The organism is Pseudomonas sp. WJP1 (genome assembly GCF_028471945.1).
Classification (GTDB): domain Bacteria; phylum Pseudomonadota; class Gammaproteobacteria; order Pseudomonadales; family Pseudomonadaceae; genus Aquipseudomonas.
The window spans coordinates 2,932,553-2,956,768 of sequence record NZ_CP110128.1 but is presented as its reverse complement, the minus strand read 5'-3'; the positions used below and the strand labels follow the sequence as shown (position 1 = coordinate 2,956,768).

The following is a 24,216-nucleotide window of genomic DNA, read 5'->3' as shown; positions in this document are numbered from 1 at the left end:
TTGCGATGGGCTCAGCCCTGCTGCCGGTAATCCGTCGGGGACAACCCGGTCCAGCGCTTGAAGGCGCGGGTAAAGTTGCTGGTATCACTGAAGCCCAGCAGGAAGGTGATCTCCGTGACGGGACGCGAGGCCTGGCTCAAGTAGCTGCAGGCCAGCTCCTTGCGTGTGTCATCGAGCAATTGCTGGAAACTCGTCCCGCGCTGGGACAGCTTGAGCTGAAGCTTGGTCGGGCTCATGCACAACGCGCTGGCCACCTTGTCCCGCGTGCAATCGCCATCCGGGAGAAATTCGATGATCTTCTGCGTGACGCCTGTGATGACATCGTTTTTGTCCAGCCGCGCCAGGTAGCTGATGATGATGTTGTCGTTGACTTGTGCCAGTTCCGGGCACGAACCGCTCAATTGGCGCACCATATCGGCTTTGTCGAAAACCAGCAGCCCGTAGTCCTGACTGAAGACCACCGGTGAGCGAAACAGCGTCTCGTAAGGCTCGGCACCTTCGTGCGGCATGGGCCGGCGCATTTCAACGCGCAAGGGGTTGAATACCTGCGTGTCAATCAGGCGCATCGTGCGCACCAGAAAGCCGAAAAATGCGTCTTCGGTCTCACTGCTCAGAGGCACCCGATGCTCGAAGCGCAATGACACCTCATCGGTGCTCTCGCTGACGCTGATAGTAGCTACCTGAGAGGCCAAGCGGAAATAACGCTCCAGACGTCGGCAAAAATCCATCAAGGTGCCACTGGCCGCCAAGGCATAGCCCAATGCATGGAGGTGGGTCAGATGCAGATGCCTGGAGACGATCAGCCCAAAATACGGGTTATTGGTCACATCCACGCAGGCCTGGAACAAGCGGGTCATGGTCGTGGCAGGCAGGCGAATCATCGGGTCGGCGGACAGTCCCTGGGGAATGCCTACAGACGCAAGGATACGTTTGCTGTCCACCCCACTGGCCTCCAGCGCCCGAGCGATGGCGACGGTGTAGCTGCCAATGGTGGTGGGCTGCTGCGCTTCGTCGCCTGTGGCCGGTGCATCGCCGGGCCTTTGTGTCGTCGAACCTGACATGGGATTGCCTGCTGAAAATGCGATTGTCGATACTCGCTCCGGCCTGCTTGCCGGTCAATCTCCGGTCTGTGCCTTGTGCCGGATGTGCCGATGCTTGGCGCGATCGTCACCTGCGCCGTTGACCGTCGAATTCGTTCTATTGACCGGTGGCGAAGCGGTCTTCTCCTGACAATGCAGTGAAGTTGTGCATCGGATAAAGAGAAGAACGCATGAACGAGAACACGGTATTCGATTACATCGTAGTTGGCGCAGGCGCTGCCGGCTGCGTCGTCGCCAGTCGCTTGTCGGAAGATCCGGACATTTGCGTCTGCTTGCTCGAAGCGGGCGGCCCTGATACCCACCCGTTGGTGCACATGCCGGCGGGGATCGCCGCCATGGTGCCGACGTCGATCAATAACTGGCAGTACCAGACCGTGCCCCAGGCCGGCTTGAACGGCCGGGTCGGCTATCAGCCCAGGGGCAAGACGCTGGGGGGAAGTTCATCGATCAATGCCATGGCCTATCACCGTGGCCATCCTGAGGATTTCGATCGTTGGGCGGCATTGGGCAATCCTGGCTGGAGTTATCAAGACGTACTGCCGCTGTTCAAGCGCGCCGAGCACAACGAGCATTTCACCGACCCCTTGCATGGCCAGAATGGACCGCTCAACGTGCGCTTCCATACCTCCCCCAATCCGTTCGGCGAAGTGTTTGTCGAGGCTGGCCTGCAGGCAGGCTATCGCGCCTGCCCTGATCAGAACGGCGCGACCATGGAAGGATTCGGGCGCGTACAGGTGATGCAGAAGGATGGCCAACGTTGCAGCGCAGCAAGGGCCTACCTGACACCCCATAAGGGTCGGCAAAACCTGCGCATCGAAACTCACGCCCACGCAACCCGGATCCTTTTCGAGGGCAAGCGTGCGACGGGCATTGAGTTCCTGCAGAACGGCGTAAAACGTTCGCTGCGTGCCCGCCATGAGGTGATTGTGAGTTCCGGTGCGTTCAACTCTGCGCAGCTGTTGCTGTTGTCTGGAATCGGTCCCAAGGACGATCTGTTGAAACTGGATATCCCGGTGCTCCACGACTTGCCGGGTGTCGGGCAAAACCTCGTAGACCATATCGATTACGTGCATTCCTTCCGTGTCAAATCCCGTCGCCTGATGGGCCTTTCGTTTGCCGGATTGTGGGACATGGCCAAAGCCGCCATCCGCTACTGGCGGCGGCGCAGCGGCCCGCTGACCAGCAACTTTGCCGAGGCGTGCGCCTTCATCAAGACCTCACCGGAACTGCCTCAAGCCGACATCGAGCTGGCGCTAACCATCGCCATGTTCGCCAATCACGGTCGCACCTTGTATAGCGGCCATGGTTTGAGCGTCCATGCGTGCCTGCTGCACCCCAAAAGCATCGGGCGCCTGACGCTCGCCAGCGCCGACCCGTTGGAGCCGCCCCTGATCGACCCGGCATTCCTGACGCATCCCGACGACATCAAGACGCTGGTCAAAGGTTTCCGTGTCATCCAGCAGGTCATGGCCACCCCGGCCTTCCGGGCCTTCAATCCCAGGAGTGTCATTGCAATGCCCATGGACACCGATGAGCAGATCGAACAGGTTCTGCGCATTCGCTCCGACACGCTCTATCACCCGGTGGGCACGTGCAAAATGGGTACAGATGACATGGCCGTGGTGGACCCGCGCTTGAAAGTCTACGGTGTCCAAGGATTGCGTGTAGTGGACGCCTCCATCATGCCGACCATCATCGGCTGCAGCACCACCGCGGCCACGGTGATGATCGGTGAAAAAGCCTCGGACCTGATCGCTGAAGATCGTCGCGGTGGCGCCGCCCTGCGAGCACCGAAAGATCAGGACGCCAATCTGTCTCGTCACCTTGCATAAAAAACGGCAGGCTCGTGCGCGAGCCTGCCTTTCAACTCTTCAGAATCAAGGCCACAGGGCCATCTTCACGCAAGGCGTGGCAGCTGTTGATCAAACCATTGGCGGCTTTATCAAAAGCCTCGGCATCCGCCGTCGTACGTGGCGCCACTGTTGCCCGCGCCATCGGGATGGTTTGAAACGCGGTGGTAGCGATTGGCAACAACAACTCCGTCAAATGCACGCAACCACCGACACCGCCAAACAGGTCCTTGATACGGCGCGAAAATCCCGGACCAATCCGCTCGCCGATCAATGACTGATAAGCCTCCACAGCACCGCGACATTCGCTGGTAGGTACATGGGGCATGGACACCTGCACTTCATGCACGATGAAGTCATCGTCCAGGGTCAGACGGATCAACATGCCATGGTAAGTCTCACCCGCCGACACTACTCGCCCCTGAACCAGCGTCATCGGATGAGACTTGCTGTCATCAAGCCGGCCTTCGATATCCCACAACCCGTCGGCTCGCAAGAATCCTTTGCAGATCACCGTGCGCCGATGGATCAACCGTCGGCCCCACACATCGATATCACCGTTCACAGGCCTGCCTCCGGTTTGCGGACCACTCGATTCAAGGTTTCAACACAGCCTGCATCACCCGTCGAAACAGCCTGCCATAAGGCGGTCGCAGCAAGCCCATGACGTCCACGCAGGGGGGGGTGTAGACGGCGCGCTGCAAGCTGAACGCCTTGAAACCATCACCGCCGCGATAGCGCCCGAACCCTGAGTTTCCGCAGCCACCGAAGGGCAGATCGCTCTGAAAAATGTGCTGCATGACCTCATTGATACAGGCCCCGCCCGAGGACGTGCGTTCAAGTACCTTTTTCGACTCGGCACGGTCATTGCCGAAGTAGTACAACGCCAATGGCCTCGGCCGCTCGTTGACGTAGGCGATGGCTTCATCGATGGATCGGTAGACACGGATCGGCAAAAGCGGTCCGAACAACTCCTCCTGCATCACCAGGGTGTCCTCGGACGGTTCCACCAGTATTGTCGGCGCAATCTTGCGTACGTCGGCGAGCGGCTCCTGACCAGGATTGACTTCGATGCAACGCACACACTTGGCCCTGGCATCCGCCAGACAGGCTTGCAGGCGCTGGTACTGGCCGGGTGTGGCGATGGCGGTGTAGTCGGGGTTGTCACGCAGGGTCGGGAACATCTTGCCCAGTTCCACTTGCATGCTGGTCAGCAGCCGCTCGAGGTCCGTTTCATGCACCAGCACGTAATCCGGGGCGATACAGGCCTGTCCGGCATTGATGCCCTTGCCGCCCCAGATACGCCGTGCCGCATCAATTAGGTCCGCGCCACGACCGATGATGGTCGGTGACTTGCCGCCCAGCTCCAGGGTAAGCGGCGTCAGGTTCTGCGCTGCGGCCGCCATTACCAGGCGCCCTACTCTGGGACTGCCAGTGAAAATGATGTGGTCCAGCGGCAAAGCACTGAAGGCTGCGCCAACGTCGGCGCCCCCGACGAATGCCGCCACCTCGGTATCATCGAAGTGTCGAGCCAGCAGGTCAATCAGCAAGGTTGCGGTGGCGGGCGTGAACTCCGACAGCGTGATCATCGCCCGATTGCCCGCCGCAAAGGCTTCGGCCAAAGGCGCGAGCGAAATGGCCAGCGGAAAATTCCATGGCGTCATGATGCCGATGCTGCCCAATGGCTGAAAATGGATTTCGGCCTTGGCGCCCAACCACCCGGCGCCCATTTCCGGGCTGCGCCGCTCAGGCTTCATCCAGCGCCGCACATGCTTGCGCGCATATTTGAGCCCGGCGACCGGCAACAACACGTCACTCATCAATGACTGATCGTGGGATCGCCATGAAAAGTCCGTAGCCAGCGTTGCACAAAATGCCTGTCGGTTGTCCAGTAACAGAGCAATGAGGCGATCGATTCGATCAATGCGCAACGCTGCCGATGGCGGCGCTTCGGCGATGAACGCGGCTTGCTGGCGCGCCAGCACATCCTGCATTCGGGCGATGGTCACATGGGTGTCGAGGTGTTCACTGCTGGCCATGGGATTCCTTGAGTCTGATGGTAATGCGCACCGATGGTGCGCAACGCCTCCGCGCCCTGCCAGTCATCTGAACCCTTTCTCCGGTCTTTGGCGAACGCTGCGCCTTGGCTGCTGTGCTTCAGCGCATTCAACGGACAAGCGCTTTCGTTGCAAGGACCTGCGTCAGTGTCGACGGTATTCCTAGTATCAGCTCATCCGCTACGCCCTCAGCGCGATCAACAATAACGGGGAGCTGTCATGAGTGAAGAAATTTTGCAGTATGAAATCGTCGGCCCGGTGGCGCGCCTGACGCTCAATCGGCCACGGGCCATGAACGCCTTGAACGTGGCGACGCTAAACGAGCTGGAACACTGCCTCGACGACATTGCCCGCAATGACGAGTTGCGGGTAGTGATTCTCACCGGCAACGGCCCTGCCTTCTGCGCCGGAGCCGATTTGAAGGAAGTGCTGGCCGGCGCGAGCCTGGCCGCCGGTGAAGCTGATTTTCTCGACCGTGCCAACCAGGTCTTCAGTCAACTGCGCAATTTCCCCAAGCCAGTGATTGCGGCCCTCAATGGCGTGACCATGGCCGGTGGCCTCGAACTGGCGATGTGCGCTGACATCGTGGTGGCAGCGCAATCGGCCACCCTGGCCGACGCCCATGCCAACTTCGGCGTCTATCCCGGTGCGGGCGGCGCGGCGATCCTGCCACGCCTGATCCCGCTGAACATGGCGATGTACCTGCTGCTGACTGGCAAATCCCTGTCGGCCACTGAAATGAAAGTCTATGGCTTGGTGTGCGAAGTCCACAGCGATACGGAATTAGCCAGCGCCGCACTGACATTGGCCCAGCACATTGCCAAGAAGAGCCCGATCGCACTGCGGCGCATGAAAGAGGTGGCCCGCGCCTCTGCCGACAAGTCTCGCGACGATGCCCTGCAGCACGAACAGGTGATGTTGCGCCAACACTTGCGCACCGCCGATTTCCAGGAAGGTTTGCAAGCCTTTGGCGAAAAACGCGCACCGAACTTCAAGGGCCGCTAGGCCGCCTATTTTCCGACTTCGCAGGAACAGACATGAACGATATTTATGTAGTGGGCGTTGGCATGACCCCCTTCGGTCGCTTGCTCGAACGCAGCGTCCACGACCTGGTTGGCGAAGCTGTCAGCCTGGCCCTGAAGGATGCCGGCGCCGTCACCGCCGACATTGGCTCGGTGTACTACAGCACCATGACCAACGGCATTTTGCAGGGGCAGACCGCGATTCCCGGACCGATTGCCATGCGCCGTCTCGGCATCGAGGGTGTTCCGGTGTTCACGGTGGAAAACGCCTGCGCGTCCGGCTCGTCTGCCTTCAACCTCGCCATCCTGGCGTTGCGCGCCGGTCAGTGCGACATCGCCCTGGCGGTGGGTGCCGAGAAGATGAACATTGCCGATAAAGCGCGGATGTTCGCGGTGTTCGATGGCGGCTGGGACGTCTCCACCGTCGAGCAGAACAAACGTACCTTGCTGGCCATGGGCGAAGGCATCGTGCCGCCGCCGGGCACAGTGTCCGAGCGCCCTTACAGCGTATTCATGGACGTGTACGCGGCGATCTGCCGCAATCACATGATGCGCTACGGCACGACTCAGCGGCAGATTGCCGCGGTGGCGGCAAAGAATCACCAGCACTCGGTGCACAACCCGCTCGCGCAGTTCCAGCAGGCTTTCAGCATTGACGAGGTGCTGGCGTCGCCGCCGATCTGCTACCCGCTCACCACCTTGATGTGTTCGCCGATCAGCGACGGTGCCGCCGCTGTCGTGCTGTGCAATGCCGACGGACTCCAGCGCTTGAAAAATGCCGGCGAGCGCGCCGTGCGTGTTTTGGCCAGTGTGGTGCAAACCGGCACCAGTCGGGGCCTCGACGAGCCGGAAAAAATCGTTGCGCACCTCGCGGCGAAAAAAGCCTACGCCCAGGCCGGCATCGCTCCGACCGATGTCGACGTCGCCGAAGTACACGACGCCTCGGCCATTGGCGAAATCATCAATGCCGAATCGTTGATGCTGGTGCCTTTCGGCGAAGGCGGTCCGGCGGCCGAGCGCGGTGATTTCACTGTCGGGGGTCGCATGCCTATCAATCCCTCCGGCGGCCTCGAATCCAAAGGGCACCCGATTGGCGCCACCGGCCTGGCGCAACTTCATGAGCTGGTCACGCAACTGCGTGGCGAAGCCGGCAAGCGTCAGGTCGAAGGCGCGCGCATTGCCATACAGGAAAACGGCGGCGGTCTGTTCGGCATCGAAGAAGCCGTCGTCGCCATCAACATTCTCGCCAACAAGAACATTTAAGGAGCCCCCATGGGACATGTCATGCGCACCCCGGAGCAATTGGAAGCGGTCGAGAGCTTCCGTCGTTTCCTGGCCGACAAAATGGACCCGGTATTCAACAAGGAGTACCGCGACAAGTTCATCCCCCGGGAGAAAATGGCCGAGATCATGCGCCAGCTCACCGAGTTCGGCATGATTAGCGGCGCGGTCAGCGAGGCCCGCGGCGGTCTGGGCCTGGACTGGCCGACCCTGATCATGCTGTTCGAAGAAGTGGCGGCGTGCTCGGTCGACCTGTCGTCGCCAGTGGTGATCAACTCCTTTGGCGCGCAGATACTGGAAAAATTGGCGCCGGACCATCTGCGTGACCGCTACCTGCCCGGCCTGATCAGCGGTGACCTGTTTGCCAGCATTGCCATTTCGGAGCCTGACGTCGGCTCCAACGTACTGGAAATCAAAACCCGGGCCCGACGTGACGGCGACGCTTTCATCATCAATGGTGAAAAGACCTGGATCAGCAATGGCTCCTACTCCGACTTCCTGATCTGCACCTGCCGTACGAGCGACGATCCACGCAAGGGGCTCACCCACTTCCTGCTGGACCGCAAAGAGCACCCGTATGAAGTGCGCAACATTCACAAGATTGCCTGGAACAGCCAGTCCACTGCACAAATTTTCCTCAACGATGTACGGGTGCCGGCCAGCAACATCATCGGCAACGAAGGCGAAGCGCTGAAAAACACCCTGTCGCTGTTCGAACGCTCCCGGGTGTTCGTCGCGGCGCAAGGCCTGGGTATCGGCCGTCGTGCCCTGGAAGAAGCGGTGCGTTATGCCAAGGAACGCAAGCAGCACGGCAAGCTGATCGCCGGGCATCAATTGATCTCGGCGATGCTCGCAGAAATGGCCACCCGGGTTGATGCAGCCCGACTGTTGACTTACCGCGCCGCCGAGATGATCGGGGCCGGGATTCCAGCCGAAATGGAAGCTGCGATGGCCAAATACTTCGCGTGTGAGGCGGCGGTCACCATTGCCCGACAAGCTGTGCAAATCCATGGCGGTGCCGGTGTCACCACCGATTTCCTCGTCGAAAAACTGGCTCGTGAGGCGATCGTCGTCCCCATCCCCGAAGGCACCACGCAAATCCAGCAACTGATCATCGGCCGCGCCCTGACCGGGATCAACGCGTTCTGATCGGCTCAAGGTTCGACACCCAACAATAACAACCCGGCCTCTTGATGGCCGGGCAACGAACAGGACACTTTCATGCGTATTCAAGACAAAGTCGTGGTCATCACCGGTGGCGCTTCGGGCCTGGGCCTGGCAACCGCTCATTATCTGGTCGAGGAGAAAGCTGCGTTCGTCGCGATTTTCGACCTCAACGTCGAAGCCGGTGAGGCTGCTGTCGCCAGAATTGGCGCGGACCGGGCAATATTCGTCCAGACCGACGTCAGCGACGAAGCCTCGGTTCAACATGCCGTGGATAGGGTCATGGCCCGGTTCGGTGCCATTCACGTGTGCATCAACGGCGCTGCCGTGCCAACCGGTTTCAAAGTACTGGGCAAGGAAGGCAAGGCCGCACCGCTGGCGCGGTTTGCCCAAGCCACCGCGATCAATCTCAATGGCGTGTTCAATGTCATGTCCAAGTGTGTTGAACACATGACCCGCAATGACGCCGAAGCCGGCGAAGAACGCGGCGTGGTGATCAACGTATCGTCAGGCGCCGCGTATGAAGGCCAGGTTGGCCAATGCGCCTACTCCGCGACCAAAGCTGGCGTGATCGGCATGAACATGCCGGCCGCGCGCGAATTGGGTGCCGTCGGGGTGCGTGTCAACGCCATCGCTCCGGGGCTGTTCCTGACCACCATGGTCGCCGGGCTCGAGGAAAAGATCCTCGACTCGCTCAAGGAACAAATGGAAGCACCCAAGCGCCTGGGTGACACCCGCGAGTTTGCTCATTGCTGCGCTTTCCTGATCGAGAACGCCTACATCAATGGCGAAACCATTCGCCTTGATGGCGCAACGCGAATGCGCGCTCGCTAAACCACGCTGCGACCTTCTTGAGCCATCAGAGCAATCACACATGAAAATGAATTTTTGCCGGATCATGCGTTTGCTGGCGTTGCGTTACGGCGATCACGAGGCAATCGTCAACATCGAGCGCAATCGACGCTATAGCTATGCGCAATATCACCTGCTGAGCAATCGCATCGCCGATGTGCTGCGCACCACATTGAAGGTACGCGTGGGTGAGCGTTTCATGCTGATCCTGGAAAACGACAACCTCAGCCTGATGATGTTTCCCAGCACCTTCAAGCAGGAAGGTACGGTGGTCATGACCAACCTGCGCGATGCGCTCGACGAGCATGCGCGCCAGATCGACCTGGTCAAGCCGCGGATCGTGTTTCTCGAGACCCGCCTTCTGGACAGCTATTACGAAATGCTGCGCCATCGCGGATGCGAGGTGGTCGTGATGGACCCGCCCACCGCCGAGCAAGCCGCCCTCCCCGGCGTGCACAGTTTCTGGCCGCTGGTGGAGGCCGCTTGCGATCGCGACAAAGAGGTGAATCTCGATACCGATGAGCATATCTGCATGTTGCGCTTCACCGGCGGCACCACCGGCAAGGGCAAATGCGCCATGTACTCCATCGACAACTGGATGGCGTGTCGCGATGCAGCGTTCATCAATACCGACTTGGGGTTCTCCAGTACGACGCGATTGCTGCACGTCTCGCCTTTATCCCACGGGACGCTGATGAAATTCATCCCGACGGTTTACGCCGGGGGTACCAACATCACCCTCAATCACCTGGACATGGAAAGCTGGCGGCGGACGGTGGAGCATGAGCGTGTCACTCATTCGTTCCTGGTGCCCACCGTGCTCTACCGACTGCTGGAGTTGCAGCGAAGCGATCCAAAGGACTTCTCTTCGCTTACCACACTGATCTACGGCGCAGCACCGATGAGCCCTGACAAACTCGGGGAACTGGTGGCGTGCTTCGGTCAAATCTTTACTCAAGGTTATGCCGCCACCGAATCCCCGATGCTGATAACCACGCTCAACAAGGCCGCCCACCAACCGGATAGCGCTTCTACATTGCAACACTTGTCATCCGCCGGGCGTCCAACGCCCGGGGTCGAGGTTTTTATTACAGACGCGCAGGGAAACCCGTTGCCCAATGGCGAAACCGGTGAAATTCGCATTCGCTGCAAAGCCATTATCAAAGGTTACTATGAGAATCCTGAAGCGACAGTGGCAGAGTTCGAAGAGGGCGCATGGAAGTCCGGGGACTTGGGCTACATTGATGCAGATGGCTACCTGTACATCGTCGACCGCCTCAAGGACATGATCATCAGCGGCGGTTTCAATGTGTACGCGGTAGAGGTCGAAGCGGCACTAGCGGCGCATCCTTCTGTAATGATGGCTGCCGTAGTCGGTATTCCTCACGCAGAATGGGGTGAAGCCGTTCATGCAGAAGTGGTTTTGCGCAAAGGTGAGACCGTCAGCGCCGAGGCATTGATTGCCCATACACGGGCGCGATTGGGTGGCTACAAAGCGCCCAAGTCGTTGGTATTTGTCGATGAACTACCTACTTCAGTAGTAGGCAAAGTACTACGCCGGCAAGTACGCGAAAAATACTGGCAAGGTGCATTGCGCAAAATCGGTTGAAGTTCGGACAGCAGTTATTTGCCCCGATATCAGGTGATTTATACCGAGTATGCTCATGAACCAATTCGACTTGGGCCGTTTCCATGCGCTTACGCGGACCGACGTTGCACCAGGGGCATGCGCTCACGATGCTCAGTGGGCGCAATAGTGTCGCATCAGAGCCAATCTAACTGCGGTGGGCAAGTTTTGGCCGATCGCAGTCTTACGCGAAGGGCAGCTATGGGTCGGTAACTGCCCTTCACGACAGGCAAAAAACGGCCAAAAGCGGCCTGTCACGAAGTTGCTTGAACGGTCAAAAACAACCGTCCCCCTTTTTGCTCTTCAGGGGTATACCTTAGCGCCCTCAAAGTAGGTCGAAACAATCCGGGTTTCGCTGATGTCATCGACGGGAACTTCAAAAAGATTCTGGTTGAGCACAATGATGTCCGCCGACTTACCCACCTCTATTGAACCCGTTATCCCACCAGCACCCAGCGCCTGAGCGCCATTTTTAGTGAAAATACGCAAGGCCTCCTCCAGCTTGATCGCCTGCTTGGGCCACAGCGTGCCCTTATGCTGCCCGCTCGGATCGCGCCGGGTGACCAGTGCTTCAATGGCATTCCAGGGTGTCAGGTCGGGCACTACGGAAGGCCAGTCGGAGCCGGCGACGATAGTCGCCCCGCTGTCGAGCAAATCCCGCGTCGGCCAGGCCTGCTGTGCTCGCGCGCCCACGACTGATTGGATGGAATCACTGATCGGCGACGGGTACCAGATATAGGGTGAAAAATCAGCGGTGGCGTTGAGCTGCGCAAAGCGCGGTAAATCGATCGGGTCGATGAATTCGGCATGGGCCAGTTCAGGCTTCATACCGCTGTTGCCGTTGATCTTGCGCATGGCTTCGATCGCGTCGAGGGCGCTGCGAATAGCCTGGTCACCTGCCGCATGAATTTTCACGGTGAAACCTTGTTTATCCAGTTTCACCAGGGCCGATTTGAGTTCATCGGCGTTGAGCAGCAAGTGACCGCGTTGATTGTCCCCGGGGCTGTGTTCATCCGATTTGTACGGCGAAATCATCGCCGCCGTGCGCGCGGAGGTGGGCACACCGTCCAGGTAGATCTTGGCAAAGTGCGTGTTCACGTGTCGGGAACTGTATTGGTCACGGATACGCATGATCTGCGGCATGTCGAAGATGTTCTTCTTGTGCTCGTCAGAGATCCGGATCGACACACCGACGTGAGCGCTCAGGCCTGCTTTCTGGTCGAGGGTGTAAAAAGCCCTGGCTACACTTTCGTTGGCGTCGGCGTCCTTGATCCCGGTAATGCCGAAGCTGTTGGCCAGGTCAACGGCATACTTCGCGGCTTGAAGGTATTGGGTGTCACTCCAGTCGGGCAGTTTGCTTTTTATGTAGCCGTTGGCTTCAAGCAAAATCCCGGTGAACTCGCCGGTAGCCGGGTTCTTTTCAAAGCTGCTGCCCTTCGGGGCCTGGGTGTCGGCGCTGATGCTCAGCAGCGCCATGGCTTTGCTGTTGGCCCAGACATTGTGGCCCGTGTCATCGGTCAGCAAGATGGCTTTATCACCGGAGATTGCATCCAGCCATTGGCGGGGTGAATCGATGGCATTGCGCTGGAAGAACTCAGCGGTCCACTGTCCACCGCGAATCCACTGTGATTGCGACTGGTCCTTGATGCAGGCGGAAATTCGCTCCTTGATCTGCGGCGGCGAACTGGACGCCGGGAAATTGCATTGAAACAGCTGCTTCAGGCCACCCCAAGTCGGATGCGCGTGGGCATCGTTGATGCCAGGCATCGCCATTTTCCTGTCCAGGTCAACGACGGTGGTATCGCCATTGCGAAAGCCCATCACCTTGTCGGCGGAACCGACAGCAACGATTTTTCCGGCCTTGATCGCGATGGCATCAGCCCACGGCTGCTGGCTGTTGCCGGTGTAGATCCGGCCATTTTTCAGGATCAAGTCTGCGGTGTGACTGTTTTGCTCTACGGTTGTGGCATAGGCATGGAACGAGGTCGCGACGGACAATAACAACACACTAACTTTATTGAGTGACATGAAAACCCCTATTTTAACGATGCGAGAGATGACTGCCCTGTCGGCAAACTAAAAGTTGTAGACGTAGTTCATATAAAACCGATTGGCATGATGAGTGATGATCCCGGCCGGTCCGTAAGAAGTAGAAAAACGGGTGATATGATCGGGTGTGCCCTCAGTGTTGAACTCATTATGTAGCCACGCCAGCCCCAGCCCTTTGAGCACGCCGGTAAAGTTGTATTGAATGACCGTTTGAAATTCCCGCCTGGAAAAACCGTTATAACCCGCTGCATGATCGGAAAACGCATAATGGCTATCGAGGCGCAATTGAGGAACGCCGACAAAATCAAAATCCGTCCCGGCAAATATCCGGTACATTTCCTCGTTCTTTAAACCGAAGTAATAGAAAAGCTTGGCACTGCTGTTCCAGGTGCCATGATCGGCGCTGAAGAACAACCGATCAAAGTCATCGCCGCTGACTTTATTGTAATTGAGACCGGCGTATACATGACCGATGCGATATTTTGCCGACAGGTCGATATAGCGGGCGTCGTGTGAAGTTTCAGCCTCGTAGAACCCGGGCACGCCCTTGTAGTCGAATAATTTGCCGGCATCCTGCTGCATGCCATGGGTGGCATAGAGGTCCAGGAATTGATGGGCCGCCAGTTGAAAACTGCGCTCGACCTTGATCGAGTTCTCCTTCAAGTCATCCTCTGATTCAGCATATTCCGTCAGGATTCGCGTGCCGTCGCCAAAGGCATAACTCAACCCGTAAAGTCGCAGGGCGTTGATTTTTAGCCCCGAGAAGTTGGTCATGTCGTCGGCCCAGCCAGACTCGTTTCGTGCACTGAAACCGTTGACGTAGCTGTACCTGGCATTTAAGCCACCAACGCGGTAGTCGATATCGGCGCCCAGTGTGGAGGGCGGCAGAATGCGCGAAACCGGATCATCGAAGTACAGCCCATAGCGGCGACTTTTCTTGCCAACGCCGACATTGACCTCTCCCGCGTCCCCCACCAAATGCCCTCGCAGATAGGCTTCGACGGGCTTGGCGATCCCATGGGGCGATTGCACGGTGTGCCCGGCCTCAAGGTTACTGATACTGGTGGCTCTATCGCCCACATCCAGTGCATCGGCCAGGCCATAGCTGTAATCCAGTCCCAGCAGATTTTCGTACCACCCGGAGTTGAAACTGAACAATGCCGCTTGAACCCACTCATCACGCGTAGGTCCGACCCCATGACCATGATCCTCGTCCCAGTAGAACTGGCTATAACGGATGGACGTGCGACTGTCAGATATAAACGAGTCGAGTTCTTGAGCCTGGGCAGAGGCCATCATGGCAAGTGACAAGGCATATAACGTGGACGGATGGATTATCTTCACACTTGACCTTTTTATTATTGAAGATTATCAGAGTGACGCCATCCTACCCATCAATGGATATTCAATCATTGGAATACGTGCCAGAGTTATTTGTTTTCCCTGCCAACTTAATTTCAACTAAACAAATGAAGAGAGGCGCAAATGCGCCTCGATTTACATCGATATTATTTAATAAACAACCAACTAATTCGACGCTGAAAACAGCGCCTTCAGGTTCGATTGAAATTCAACACATGGTCGTTTCCCGGATGGACTCAAGATGTCGACACCGAACTGACTGCCCACTCTCACCCAAGTCCCAATACAGCCCAGCCATGATTTGCAATCCCTCTTTCACGATGGACGCCAGTAAATGTTCGTCGGGGGCATGTTGCGAGCAAGAGGGATAAGAATGGGGTATCCACAGGGTCGGCAACCCCAAGACATCGGCAAAAATATCGTTGGGCAATGAGCCGCCAAGATTGGGCAACAATGCACAGGGTTTTCCCGTGGTCCGCTCCACTGAGTCGAGCGCCCAATGTACCCAGGCATTATCGGGGTCAAGGCGCGAGGCATGCAGGACTTCGCCCGGGCTTTGCTTAACCTGCACGTGAGTGAACCCCTCTCCGGCCAGATGGATTTCGATTGCCTTAATGAAGGTGCGCCAATCGCAACCGGCGACAAAGCGAACCTGGCAGTGCGCAACTGCACTGGCGGGGATGGCACTAATCGGCGCCTCGGCGTTGCCGGTCTTGAAGGCAAGTAGTTCCAGGGTATTCCAGCCGAAGACACGCTCGACGGGCGTCAACCCCGGTTCACCCCATTGAGGGTCGATCACCGGATCGCTGTCGCTGCTTGGGGTCAGTTCGATGGTGCTCAGGGCGCGACGCACCGATTCGGGGATAGCGCCAGGTTTCAAGCCGGCTACCTGCACCTGACCATCGCTGCCCACCAGGCTTGCGATGGCATTGGCCAATACGATGCCCGGGTTACGCAGTAGACCACCCCAGTTACCGGAATGATGGGCGCCATCACGCAGATCGACCCGCAGTTCGAAGTTGAAAGCGCCCCGGGAGCCTAGGAAAACCGTGGGTCGGGCCGCACTCAGGCGCGGGCCGTCCGATGCGATGAACACGTCGGCCGACAGCGTTTCACGGTACTCCGTACAAAATTGCCGCAACCCCGGAGACCCGGCCTCCTCACCCATTTCCAGCAGTAGCTTGACGTTAAACCCCAGGTGCCCGCCCCGCGTTTCCATGACCTGCTGCAAAGCCGCCAGGTTGATCAAGTGTTGTCCTTTGTTATCCGCGGTGCCACGACCGTACCAACGCTCGCCTTCGACCACGACCTGCCAAGGACTGAGGCCGCTGCGCCATTGCGATTCGTAGCCACGCACAACATCGCCATGGCCATACATCAGCACGGTCGGCAGGTGCTCAGCCTCGATCCGGCTGGCCACCAGCAACGGGCCATGGCCCGCGACGGGGTTGGGATACACGCGACTGACGAAGCCCATCGGCGCGATCAACGGCACGATAAAGTCTTCCAGATAGCTTTGCAGTTGCGGCAAGCGTGCCGGTTCCTGGCTTTCGGTGGGCACGGCAACGCTGCGTTGCAGCAGTGCAAGGAAATCACCACGGTCGAAGTGACGGGTGATGTGATCGATGGCAAGCGAGCGGCTCAAGACTGGTTTCCTTTGCTGTCGGCGCTCGGCGGCGCCCTCTAGGCGTGACACCCAAAGGAATCTAGACTTGGCCGCAAAATGCGACAATCACAATGATTAGCACGATGCATTGCCATAAAGGCAAAGGTAAACCTCAATGCAGTTCAACAGCATGCAATCCATAGCCCTGCGGTACTTTCTCGAGGTGGTACGGAGCGGATCGGTCAACGAAGCTTCCACCAGGCTGAACGTGGCCGCATCCGCGGTCAGCAGGCAAATCGCCAAGCTCGAATACGAACTGGGCACGCCCCTGTTCGAGCGCCGCTCACGGGGCATGCTGCCGACCACGGCCGGCGAGCAGGTCGCCGCCTATGCCCGCAAGGCGCAGATGGAGGCGGTGCAGTTGGTCGAAGAGTTGCGCGAACTGCACGGATTGCGTCGCGGCAATGTTCACGTGGCTTGCTCGCAAGGATTCGCCATCGACTTTCTTCCGGACGCCATCGCCCGTTTTCGCCAGGTCTACGAAGGTATTTTATTTACCTTGGAAGTGGTCTCCCCCGATGACGTGACCAAATGGGTTCGCGAGGGAACGGCCGACCTGGGGCTGACCTACAGCCTCTCGCCCGAGCGGGAAATCAACGTCGAATGTTCGCTGCCGGGCAGCATCATGGCCATGGTGCCCGCACAACATCCCTTGGCGGATCAAGCGATGATCCAGTTGGCGGATATGCAGCCCTATCCCATCGCTTTGCCGGCCAGCGATACCACCGCCCGGCGTTTGTTCGATATCTGCTGCGGCGTACAGGGCCTGACCTTCAATGTGGCGCTGGAGAGCAACTACATGGCGGCCCTCTATCGTTTTGTCGCCAGACAAGGGGGCGTGAGCCTGTCCAATACCATCAGCAACATGGTTTATCTGCACGGCCAGCAAATCGTCGCTATCCCCATCGCCGACGAATCCTTGCAGGCGCGCCGGATCGAATTGCAAAGCATGGCCGGGCGGACTCTGCCCCAAGCCGTCAGTGCCTTTCGTGACTATCTGGTCGCCGCGCTACAGGGGCCGGCCAATGAAATGCCCACACTTGAGTGACCGTCGCTCGTTCTAAAAATGAGCACGCTTTGTTGCCAATAAAATGATTTTAAGCATGCTCATCCCATGCTTAAACTCCGCTTGCCAGTGCACAGCACACGGCACTTGCTTCATTCGTCAGATGCCATAACAACCCATAAAAAGGCGGATACTTATGTACAGCAGAATTGAGCCTGCAGCTCCCGCGTGTGCCATTTCCAGCGAACCCGTGCCCCTATGGAAAGCCGCTAGCGCCGCCTTGGTGGGTAATACGCTTGAATGGTACGACATGGCGTTGTACGCCTACTTCGCCTTCATCATCTCCAAGTTGTTTTTCCCCACCGACAGCGAAAGCCTGTCGTTGCTCATTACCTTCGGCACCTTCGGCGTATCCTTCCTGGTGCGGCCCCTTGGCGCGCTCGTTCTGGGTGCCTATGCCGACCGTGCGGGCCGCAAGAAGTCATTGACCCTGTCCATCAGTCTGATGCTCATCGGCACCCTGATCATCGCGCTCATCCCCACCTACGACGCCATCGGTATTCTGGCGCCCATCGGTATCTTCGTTGCGCGCTTGCTGCAGGGCTTTTCCGCCGGTGGCGAATTCGGCAGTTCCACCGCTTACCTGATCGAGCATGCTGCCCCGCAGCGACGCGGCTTCGTCGCCAGCCTGCAGTTTGCCAGCCAAGGCCTGGGAACCGTGCTGGCGTCGTTATTCGGCTACATACTGACGGCCAACCTGAGCCCTGAAGAAATGCTCAATTGGGGCTGGCGCCTGCCGTTCCTGTTCGGCCTGCTGATCGGCCCGGTGGGCATCTACATCCGCCGAAACTGTGAAGAATCCCCTGCATTCATTAACAGCGAAAACAGCAGCGCACCCGTGCGCAAATTGTTTCAGACCCAAAAGCTGCTGGTGACTATCGCAATGGGTGCCCTAGTGGTCTCGACGGCGTCAAACTTCCTGATCCAGTACATGCCTTCCTACGCCACAAAAGACTTGGGCCTCCCCCAATCCTCCGGCTTCATGGCGACCTTGATCGGCGGCCTGATCCTAACGTTTGTCACCCCGTTGGTGGGCTTGCTGTCAGACCGCATCGGGCGCATCCGCATCATGGTAGTCTCCGCGGCCTTCTACCTGTGCGTAGCCTATCCGGCCTTCGCCTGGCTCAACGCTACGCCCACGCTGCTATCGCTGATGCTGGTGGTCAGCCTGATGGCCCTGATCAAAGCGGTTTACTTCGCGCCACTGCCGGCGTTGATGTCAGAAATTTTTCCGGTGCAAACCCGCGCGACCGGCATGTCGTTGAGCTACAACATCGGTGTAACGTTCTTCGGCGGATTTGCGCCCTTCATCGCCGCTTCGCTCATCAGCCTGACCGGCAGCAACGCCGCACCGAGCTACTATCTGATGTTCGCTGCGGTGGTCAGCCTTTGCGCACTGCTGGGGGCCCGACTGAAGCTGAAACTAGTCTGAGCATTACACGTCGGCAGCTTGGTGGTGTCGACCACAATTCACCGGGGTCAAGGACAAGCTGTTCAAGGGGTGGGTACCGACTTCAGAGGGCTCAGCCTCAAAGTGCACTTGGACGGCTACAACCAGCTGCCTTACCTGACTGGTCAAGCGCCTAAGGGTGTACGCAAAGAATTCTACTACTTCAACGATGACGGCGTGCACTCGTAGGCGACTGGAAGCTTTCGGCCGATTCTGTTGAAAAAGTCGGCTTCAGTTTCCACGGCAGAAAAGTACGCGCCTGAGATTGAAATCTGTGTTTTGCGCAGAAGGTTCAGGACTCGGATTTCACGTAGCGGCGTGCAAAAGAGGTGTTTTCGCCCATCAATATTCGAGCGTTTTGAGTAGACCGACTTTTTCAACAGAATCGGCCAAAAGCTGCCTCTCATATGGCATCTACGATATCGGGACCGATTCATCCTGATCTGCCAGGCCATCGACTCCAATCTGGTGGTTCGTAAAGCTAGACTATGCTCGTGGAATCGTTCAATTAGGAGATATTCGTGGGATATCTTTTGAGAGGCCAGAGAATGTCTTCTATTGGCCGATTCTGCAATTAAGAAAGGCGCTCCGAAGAGCGCCTCGTTTGCTGCTATCAGTTGATTTGTTTCAGATCAGACTTCCCCGAGCCATCAATGTTGATGCGCCGAGGCTTGGCTTCCTCTGGTACAACTCGCAGCAGATCAATGCTCAACAGCCCATTGGACAACGATGCATTTTGAACCTCAATATGGTCCGCTAAACGGAAAGACAGTCGAAATGCACGTTGAGCGATTCCCTGATGAAGGTAAATCGCCTCCTTATCGCTTTCTCGCTTGCCACCGGCGATGGTCAAAACCTCCTTCTCGACTTGAATGTCCAAATCCTCCTCACTCAGACCTGCCGCCGCTATGACGATTCGATAATGATCGTCACCGTGCTTCTCGACGTTATGAGGTGGGTAGGTAGTCGAGGCCGCCTCGCTGCGTAGCGCGGATTCAAAAAGGTCGTTGAAACGATCAAAGCCTACCGACTGACGGAACAGTGGGGCCAACGAAACGGTAGTAGCCATAGCTAAATCTCCTGAGATTTCTCCAAGTGATTTATGGCGCGACCCGGTTTCGGCATCGCGTACAAAAATATATAGCGATGTGAGAAAAACCATTCAAGAGGATCAAAAATAATTTTTTATTCTCAAAAGACGAAGGCATCAACGAGGTCATTTATATTGGCCAAAGGCATCGGCTTGGCACGCCCTTTATAGTTTCGAAAGCTGACTGGTTTGAATCGCCCCTGATTTTGTAGACGCAAATGACTGGCAGCAATGGGTCGGATAGCGACGGACTAGCGTAGGCCGTCGCAGTGGATGGTCAAACTTCTGTCTGCTCTGCCATTTCCAGGGCGTCATCGACCTCGATGCCCAGGTACCTGACGGTGCTTTCAAGCTTCGTATGTCCCAGCAAGATTTGAACTGCTCTCAGATTCTTTGTCCTGCGATAGATCAACGATGCCTTGGTGCGCCGTAGCGTGTGAGTACCGTACATGGTTGGATCAAGACCAATGGCGGTCACCCACGCTTTGACTATTCGAGCGTACTGTCTGGTGGAGAGATGGTCTGAATCGTGCAAACGGCTCGGGAACAAGAAATCCTCGCTGTGGAGGCGAGCTTGATGCATCCAGGCCTCCAGAACCGTTCGGGTTTGCTCAGTGATTTCAAATTGCACTGGGTGATGGGTTTTCTGCTGCATCACGATAGCCCGTGACGACACATGCTCCCCATGTGCTATGTCTCGGACTCGTAACTTGGTTAAGTCACAGGCACGCAATTTGCTGTCGATAGCTAAGTTGAAGAGCGCCAGATCCCTTGTCCTCTCAGCAAGCTGAAGTCTTACACGAATAGCCCAAATATCTCTGACTCGGAGCGGCGCCTTTTGCCCGACGAGCTTTCCCTTGTTCCAAGGCTGATGGCGATGTGTAGCAAATGAGTTCATGGCTTGTCCTCCAGGTTGAGGAAGGACAAGGGTGGTTCAGTCACAGTAGGTTGTGGTCGTTTTTTGCCCCATAACTGCCAGTCATTTGTGTCTACAGAATCAGGGCGATTCATATCTATGACTGGCGTAACCTCATAATGGAATCTGTGATGGCTTGAGCGTTTGTGTCCAAAGTTTCCATGGCCGACATTGCGTTAGCAGCGACACTTCCCACTCCATTTTCTGTGAGCCACTTGGTTACTTCTTCTATCGCTGCGCCTAAGGCATGCTGATTGTGCAGGAGCAATGTCAGAGCGTCCGCCGTGGCGATCTTGCAGTCTGAGTTATCTGACATGGCGCTCGTCCTTGAGGAATGATGTAGGAAGTCTAGGCCATCTCCACCGTAAGCTGAGCTGAAACAGGGCGGGTAATAGAACAGATTGCCCACAAGCGGACGGTCGCTTACGGGCGGTTTCCGTCCAAAACCAGACACTTACCTGGTCCGTTTAAAATTGGCACTCACTTGGGAAACAACAGTGTAAACGCCACCCGGAATCCCCAGCCCTCAGCACCATCTTTCGGACTATCTGCCCAATAACGTGGTCCTGCTTGCAGGGTCATGGGTTGATGGCCGACTTTGAACAACTGGGTAACGAAAAGGTTGATTGGCACTGACCATTCGCGTGTCTGCCAGTCATAGGTGGATTCGGTGTTAATTCCGAAGGTGGTGTAGGTGTGGGTGGTGTAGCTGAAGAAAGGCTGCAGGAAAGTCGCGTTGACCTTGTCCTTGTCATCGGGCGGGCTGTTCTCCACCGACCAGATGTGATTGGCGAGAATGCCACGGGTCCAACCGTCATGTTGCTTGAGCAAGACCACCGTGGGGCCCAACCCCCATTGCTCACTGCTCAAAAGCTCATCGCTACCGGTCGGCACCAGAATGGCCGGTCCTGCGCCCCAAATCCAACCGCTGGAAGTCGGCTGCTTGGGTGAAAAAAAGAAACTCTGGGTCACATCCCCCGTACCGGATTTGTCCGCCTGGCCGCCAGCTACCAGACCATGCTGATCAATGATTGGCAGGATGGTGCGGGAGATCAGGTTCCACTCGTCATTGATGCTGAAGGGCAGCACTGGCTGGATGTTGGTGACACTTTGGTAGCCATCACCGCTGGGTCCGAGTTTCTGGTTCCAGTTGTATTGAATCGGCAAACTGTAAAGCGCGGCGACGGGATTTAGCGTTTGCTTGGCCAGCTCGGCCTGACTATCGGCGGCGAGGCTGACTTCGGGCCATACCACCGCAAAGATAATGAAAGGAACAAGTCGAATGCCATTGTTCATTTCCAACTCCTTTCTCGAAATTGAGAGCTTGGGTTGTCGTGTCGCGGTGACAAAGCAGAGGATGCCCCTGCCGCCAAAGAGTTTAGATCAGGTATCTGAACGATGTTCGACGGTGAAAATATCCATCGATCATCGCCCCCTCTTCATCGGGGCGAAATATTTTCCATAGAAAGGAGTATCACAAAACTTTGTTAGACCAAAACAGAAGATGCTTTCTTCAGAAAACGTCTATTGATACAGCGAGAGCACTCACCACGTACACCTGAAAAACCGCACTAGACTCTATGCTGCGCCTTAACTTGTGTATGGTCATGTAGGAAGTGGGAAATAATTCTGTACGCAGTACTTGGGGCTAATTACTCGGTGGTCAACGCACCAAGTGTCAATGTAGTTGTGCATTCATCATCAGGTTGCTAACACAATGAAACAACGAGGATTGCTGGTATGGACAAGCTATCGGATCGTTTCAAGCTGTCTGTCGTGTTTGCTGCACTATTGTCATTGAACGGACTTGCCCACGCGGCTCAAACGGAAAAGCCCAACATCCTGTTTATCGTATCTGACGATACCGGCTACGGTGACCTGGGTCCCTATGGCGGCGGTGTGGGTCGTGGCATGCCGACGCCGAGAATCGACGAACTGGCGGCGGAAGGCACAACTTTCTTCTCGTTCTATGCCCAACCCAGTTGCACTCCGGGCCGGGCGGCCATGCAAACCGGGCGCATCCCCAACCGCAGCGGCATGACCACGGTGGCGTTCCAGGGCCAGGGCGGTGGCTTGCCGGCGGCTGAGTGGACGCTGGCCTCCGTTCTGAAGACCGGGGGTTACGACACCTACTTCACGGGCAAATGGCACCTGGGCGAAGCTGATTACGCCCTGCCCAACGCCCAGGGCTACGACGTGATGAAGTACGTCGGCCTGTATCACCTCAATGCCTACACCTACGCCGATCCGACCTGGTTCCCGGATATGGATGACGAAACCCGCGCCATGTTCGCCAAGGTGACCCAGGGCGCGCTGTCGGCCAAGGCGGGAGAGAAAGCCGTCGAAGAGTTCAAGATCAACGGCCAGTACGTCGACACCCCGGTGGTGGATGGCAAGCCCGGTGTCGTGGGCATACCGTTCTTCGACAACTACGTGGAAAAGGCGGCATTGGAGTTTCTCGACACCGCCGCTAAATCGAACAAGCCGTTCTTTATCAACGTCAACTTCATGAAGGTGCACCAACCCAACCTGCCGGCGCCGGAGTTCGTCCACAAGTCGATGTCCAAGACCAAGTACGCCGACTCCATCGTGGAACTCGATACCCACATCGGGCGCATCATGGACAAGCTGAAAGCGCTGGGTCTGGATAAGAACACCCTGGTGGTCTACACCACCGACAACGGCGCCTGGCAGGATGTTTATCCCGACGCGGGCTACACGCCGTTCCGTGGCACCAAGGGCACCGTGCGTGAAGGTGGTAACCGGGTACCGGCGATCATGGTTTGGCCCGGCAAGATCAAGGCCGATCAAAAAAACCACGACATCCTCGGCGGCCTGGACCTGATGGCGACGTTCGCTTCCGTGGCCGGGATCAAGCTTCCGGACAAGGATCGCGAAGGCAAGCCCATCATCTTCGACAGCTACGACATGACGCCTGTGCTGCTGGGGACCGGTCCTGACCCTCGCAAGGAATGGTTCTACTTCACCGAGAACGAACTGACCCCCGGTGCCGCTCGCGTGGGCAACTACAAGGCCGTGTTCAACCTTAGGGGCGACAATGGTGCCGTGACCGGTGGTCTGGCCGTGGACACCAACCTGGGCTGGAAAGGTGCTGCAAAATACGTGGCGACGGTACCGCAGGTCTTCGACCTGTATCAGGACCCGCAGGAGCGCTATGACATTTTCATGAGCAACGTCACCGAGCGCACCTGGACCATGGTTCCCATCAGCGCGGCGATTACCAAGTTGATGAAAACCTACGTTCAGTACCCTCCGCGTAAACTGCAAAGCATGGGCTACGACGGCCCGATCGAAATTTCCAAGTACCAGAAATTCCAGTCGGTTCGTGAAGACCTGGAGAAAGAAGGCGTCACCATTCCGATGCCTAATTAGCACTGCGGCGGCAGCCACGTTTGCGGCTGCCGCTTCCCCCACGCCTTATAGACAGAAAATTCAGTCGAACAATTGGCACTTTGCGAGCGTCCGTTAAGGGTCGGATGCAGCCCTTCACGACGGGCAGCATCCGGCCAAAAGCGGACAGTCACGCAGGGTTAGCAGCTCTTTCTTGAAGCTTGAAGGCGTCTACAGAAGCAGGGGCGATTCAGGCTCAACGTTTTGTAGCAGGTGATCGGTCTGCCTCCAGAGGCCGGCATTGCGGGCATTG

The 24,216-nt window shown here is 57.3% G+C and carries 19 protein-coding genes and 1 pseudogene; 10 read left to right on the top strand and 10 right to left on the bottom strand.

Going from position 1 to position 24,216, the window contains the following annotated elements; genetic code table 11:
- Positions 1 to 11: 11 nt before the first annotated feature.
- Positions 12 to 1,061 carry an AraC family transcriptional regulator gene (locus OH720_RS13485; protein WP_272606011.1) on the bottom strand — a complete coding sequence of 350 codons (1,050 nt, stop codon included), beginning with the start codon at positions 1,059 to 1,061 and terminating at the stop codon, positions 12 to 14.
- A gap of 209 nt (positions 1,062 to 1,270) precedes the next feature.
- Between OH720_RS13485 and OH720_RS13480 the strand changes: the two genes are divergently transcribed.
- Entirely contained in the window at positions 1,271 to 2,932 is a 1,662-nt protein-coding gene (locus tag OH720_RS13480; protein WP_272606010.1) for a GMC family oxidoreductase, read from the top strand.
- A 31-nt stretch (positions 2,933 to 2,963) separates the two neighbouring features.
- On the opposite strand, the gene OH720_RS13475 is transcribed toward OH720_RS13480, so the two are convergent.
- Together OH720_RS13475 and OH720_RS13470 are read right to left on the bottom strand one after the other, a co-directional pair.
- Positions 2,964 to 3,515, bottom strand: coding sequence for a DUF2889 domain-containing protein (locus tag OH720_RS13475; RefSeq protein WP_272606009.1), 552 nt, complete (start codon positions 3,513 to 3,515; stop codon positions 2,964 to 2,966).
- A gap of 31 nt (positions 3,516 to 3,546) precedes the next feature.
- Complete coding sequence (locus tag OH720_RS13470; protein WP_272606008.1) at positions 3,547 to 4,989, bottom strand: coniferyl aldehyde dehydrogenase; 1,443 nt, start codon at positions 4,987 to 4,989, stop codon at positions 3,547 to 3,549.
- A gap of 237 nt (positions 4,990 to 5,226) precedes the next feature.
- Here OH720_RS13470 and OH720_RS13465 point away from each other — a divergent pair, with 237 nt between their 5' ends.
- The 5 genes from OH720_RS13465 to OH720_RS13445 all read left to right on the top strand — a co-directional run bounded on the left by OH720_RS13465 (position 5,227) and on the right by OH720_RS13445 (position 10,935).
- Positions 5,227 to 6,012 (top strand): enoyl-CoA hydratase/isomerase family protein, encoded by a 786-nt coding sequence (locus OH720_RS13465; RefSeq protein WP_272606007.1) that lies wholly within the window; start codon positions 5,227 to 5,229, stop codon positions 6,010 to 6,012.
- A 32-nt stretch (positions 6,013 to 6,044) separates the two neighbouring features.
- Complete coding sequence (locus OH720_RS13460) at positions 6,045 to 7,292, top strand: thiolase family protein (protein ID WP_272606006.1); 1,248 nt, start codon at positions 6,045 to 6,047, stop codon at positions 7,290 to 7,292.
- A 9-nt stretch (positions 7,293 to 7,301) separates the two neighbouring features.
- Entirely contained in the window at positions 7,302 to 8,459 is a 1,158-nt protein-coding gene (locus tag OH720_RS13455; protein WP_272606005.1) for an acyl-CoA dehydrogenase family protein, read from the top strand.
- Between the two features lie 72 nt (positions 8,460 to 8,531).
- The gene (locus tag OH720_RS13450; protein ID WP_272606004.1) at positions 8,532 to 9,308 is read left to right on the top strand and encodes an SDR family NAD(P)-dependent oxidoreductase; all 777 of its coding nucleotides are present in this window, start codon (positions 8,532 to 8,534) and stop codon (positions 9,306 to 9,308) included.
- Positions 9,280 to 10,935: a class I adenylate-forming enzyme family protein gene (locus OH720_RS13445; RefSeq protein WP_272606003.1), complete on the top strand. Its 1,656-nt coding sequence runs from the start codon at positions 9,280 to 9,282 to the stop codon at positions 10,933 to 10,935. Before OH720_RS13450 ends, OH720_RS13445 begins: the two co-directional genes overlap by 29 nt.
- Before the next feature lie 321 nt (positions 10,936 to 11,256).
- Here the strand turns inward: OH720_RS13445 and OH720_RS13440 are convergent, their stop codons facing one another.
- The 3 genes from OH720_RS13440 to OH720_RS13430 form a co-directional block, all read right to left on the bottom strand.
- Positions 11,257 to 12,981 carry an amidohydrolase gene (locus OH720_RS13440; protein WP_272606002.1) on the bottom strand — a complete coding sequence of 575 codons (1,725 nt, stop codon included), beginning with the start codon at positions 12,979 to 12,981 and terminating at the stop codon, positions 11,257 to 11,259.
- 48 nt (positions 12,982 to 13,029) lie between these two features.
- Entirely contained in the window at positions 13,030 to 14,346 is a 1,317-nt protein-coding gene (locus OH720_RS13435) for an OprD family outer membrane porin (RefSeq protein WP_272606001.1), read from the bottom strand.
- A gap of 226 nt (positions 14,347 to 14,572) precedes the next feature.
- Positions 14,573 to 16,009: a M20 family metallopeptidase gene (locus OH720_RS13430; protein WP_272606000.1), complete on the bottom strand. Its 1,437-nt coding sequence runs from the start codon at positions 16,007 to 16,009 to the stop codon at positions 14,573 to 14,575.
- Positions 16,010 to 16,145: 136 nt separating this feature from the next.
- Between OH720_RS13430 and OH720_RS13425 the strand changes: the two genes are divergently transcribed.
- From OH720_RS13425 to OH720_RS31690, 3 genes and pseudogenes are all read left to right on the top strand, one after another.
- Complete coding sequence (locus OH720_RS13425) at positions 16,146 to 17,078, top strand: LysR family transcriptional regulator (protein WP_272605999.1); 933 nt, start codon at positions 16,146 to 16,148, stop codon at positions 17,076 to 17,078.
- 154 nt (positions 17,079 to 17,232) lie between these two features.
- The gene (locus OH720_RS13420) at positions 17,233 to 18,528 is read left to right on the top strand and encodes an MFS transporter (protein WP_272605998.1); all 1,296 of its coding nucleotides are present in this window, start codon (positions 17,233 to 17,235) and stop codon (positions 18,526 to 18,528) included.
- Positions 18,529 to 18,568: 40 nt separating this feature from the next.
- Positions 18,569 to 18,726 (top strand): annotated as a pseudogene (locus tag OH720_RS31690) (arylsulfatase); the annotation flags it as partial.
- Between the two features lie 433 nt (positions 18,727 to 19,159).
- On the opposite strand, the gene OH720_RS13415 reads toward OH720_RS31690, so the two are convergent.
- From OH720_RS13415 to OH720_RS13400, 4 genes are all read right to left on the bottom strand, one after another.
- Positions 19,160 to 19,615 carry an Hsp20 family protein gene (locus tag OH720_RS13415; RefSeq protein ID WP_272605997.1) on the bottom strand — a complete coding sequence of 152 codons (456 nt, stop codon included), beginning with the start codon at positions 19,613 to 19,615 and terminating at the stop codon, positions 19,160 to 19,162.
- A gap of 298 nt (positions 19,616 to 19,913) precedes the next feature.
- Positions 19,914 to 20,534 (bottom strand): tyrosine-type recombinase/integrase, encoded by a 621-nt coding sequence (locus OH720_RS13410; RefSeq protein ID WP_272605996.1) that lies wholly within the window; start codon positions 20,532 to 20,534, stop codon positions 19,914 to 19,916.
- A 115-nt stretch (positions 20,535 to 20,649) separates the two neighbouring features.
- Positions 20,650 to 20,868, bottom strand: a complete 219-nt coding sequence (locus tag OH720_RS13405) for a hypothetical protein (RefSeq protein WP_272605995.1) — start codon at positions 20,866 to 20,868, stop codon at positions 20,650 to 20,652.
- 164 nt (positions 20,869 to 21,032) lie between these two features.
- A complete protein-coding gene (locus OH720_RS13400) occupies positions 21,033 to 21,848 on the bottom strand; it encodes a transporter (RefSeq protein ID WP_272605994.1) in 816 nt (271 codons plus the stop codon).
- Between the two features lie 444 nt (positions 21,849 to 22,292).
- On the opposite strand from OH720_RS13400, the gene OH720_RS13395 reads away from it, so the two are divergent.
- Positions 22,293 to 23,945, top strand: a complete 1,653-nt coding sequence (locus OH720_RS13395) for an arylsulfatase (protein ID WP_272605993.1) — start codon at positions 22,293 to 22,295, stop codon at positions 23,943 to 23,945.
- The last annotated feature ends 271 nt before the right edge of the window (positions 23,946 to 24,216 follow it).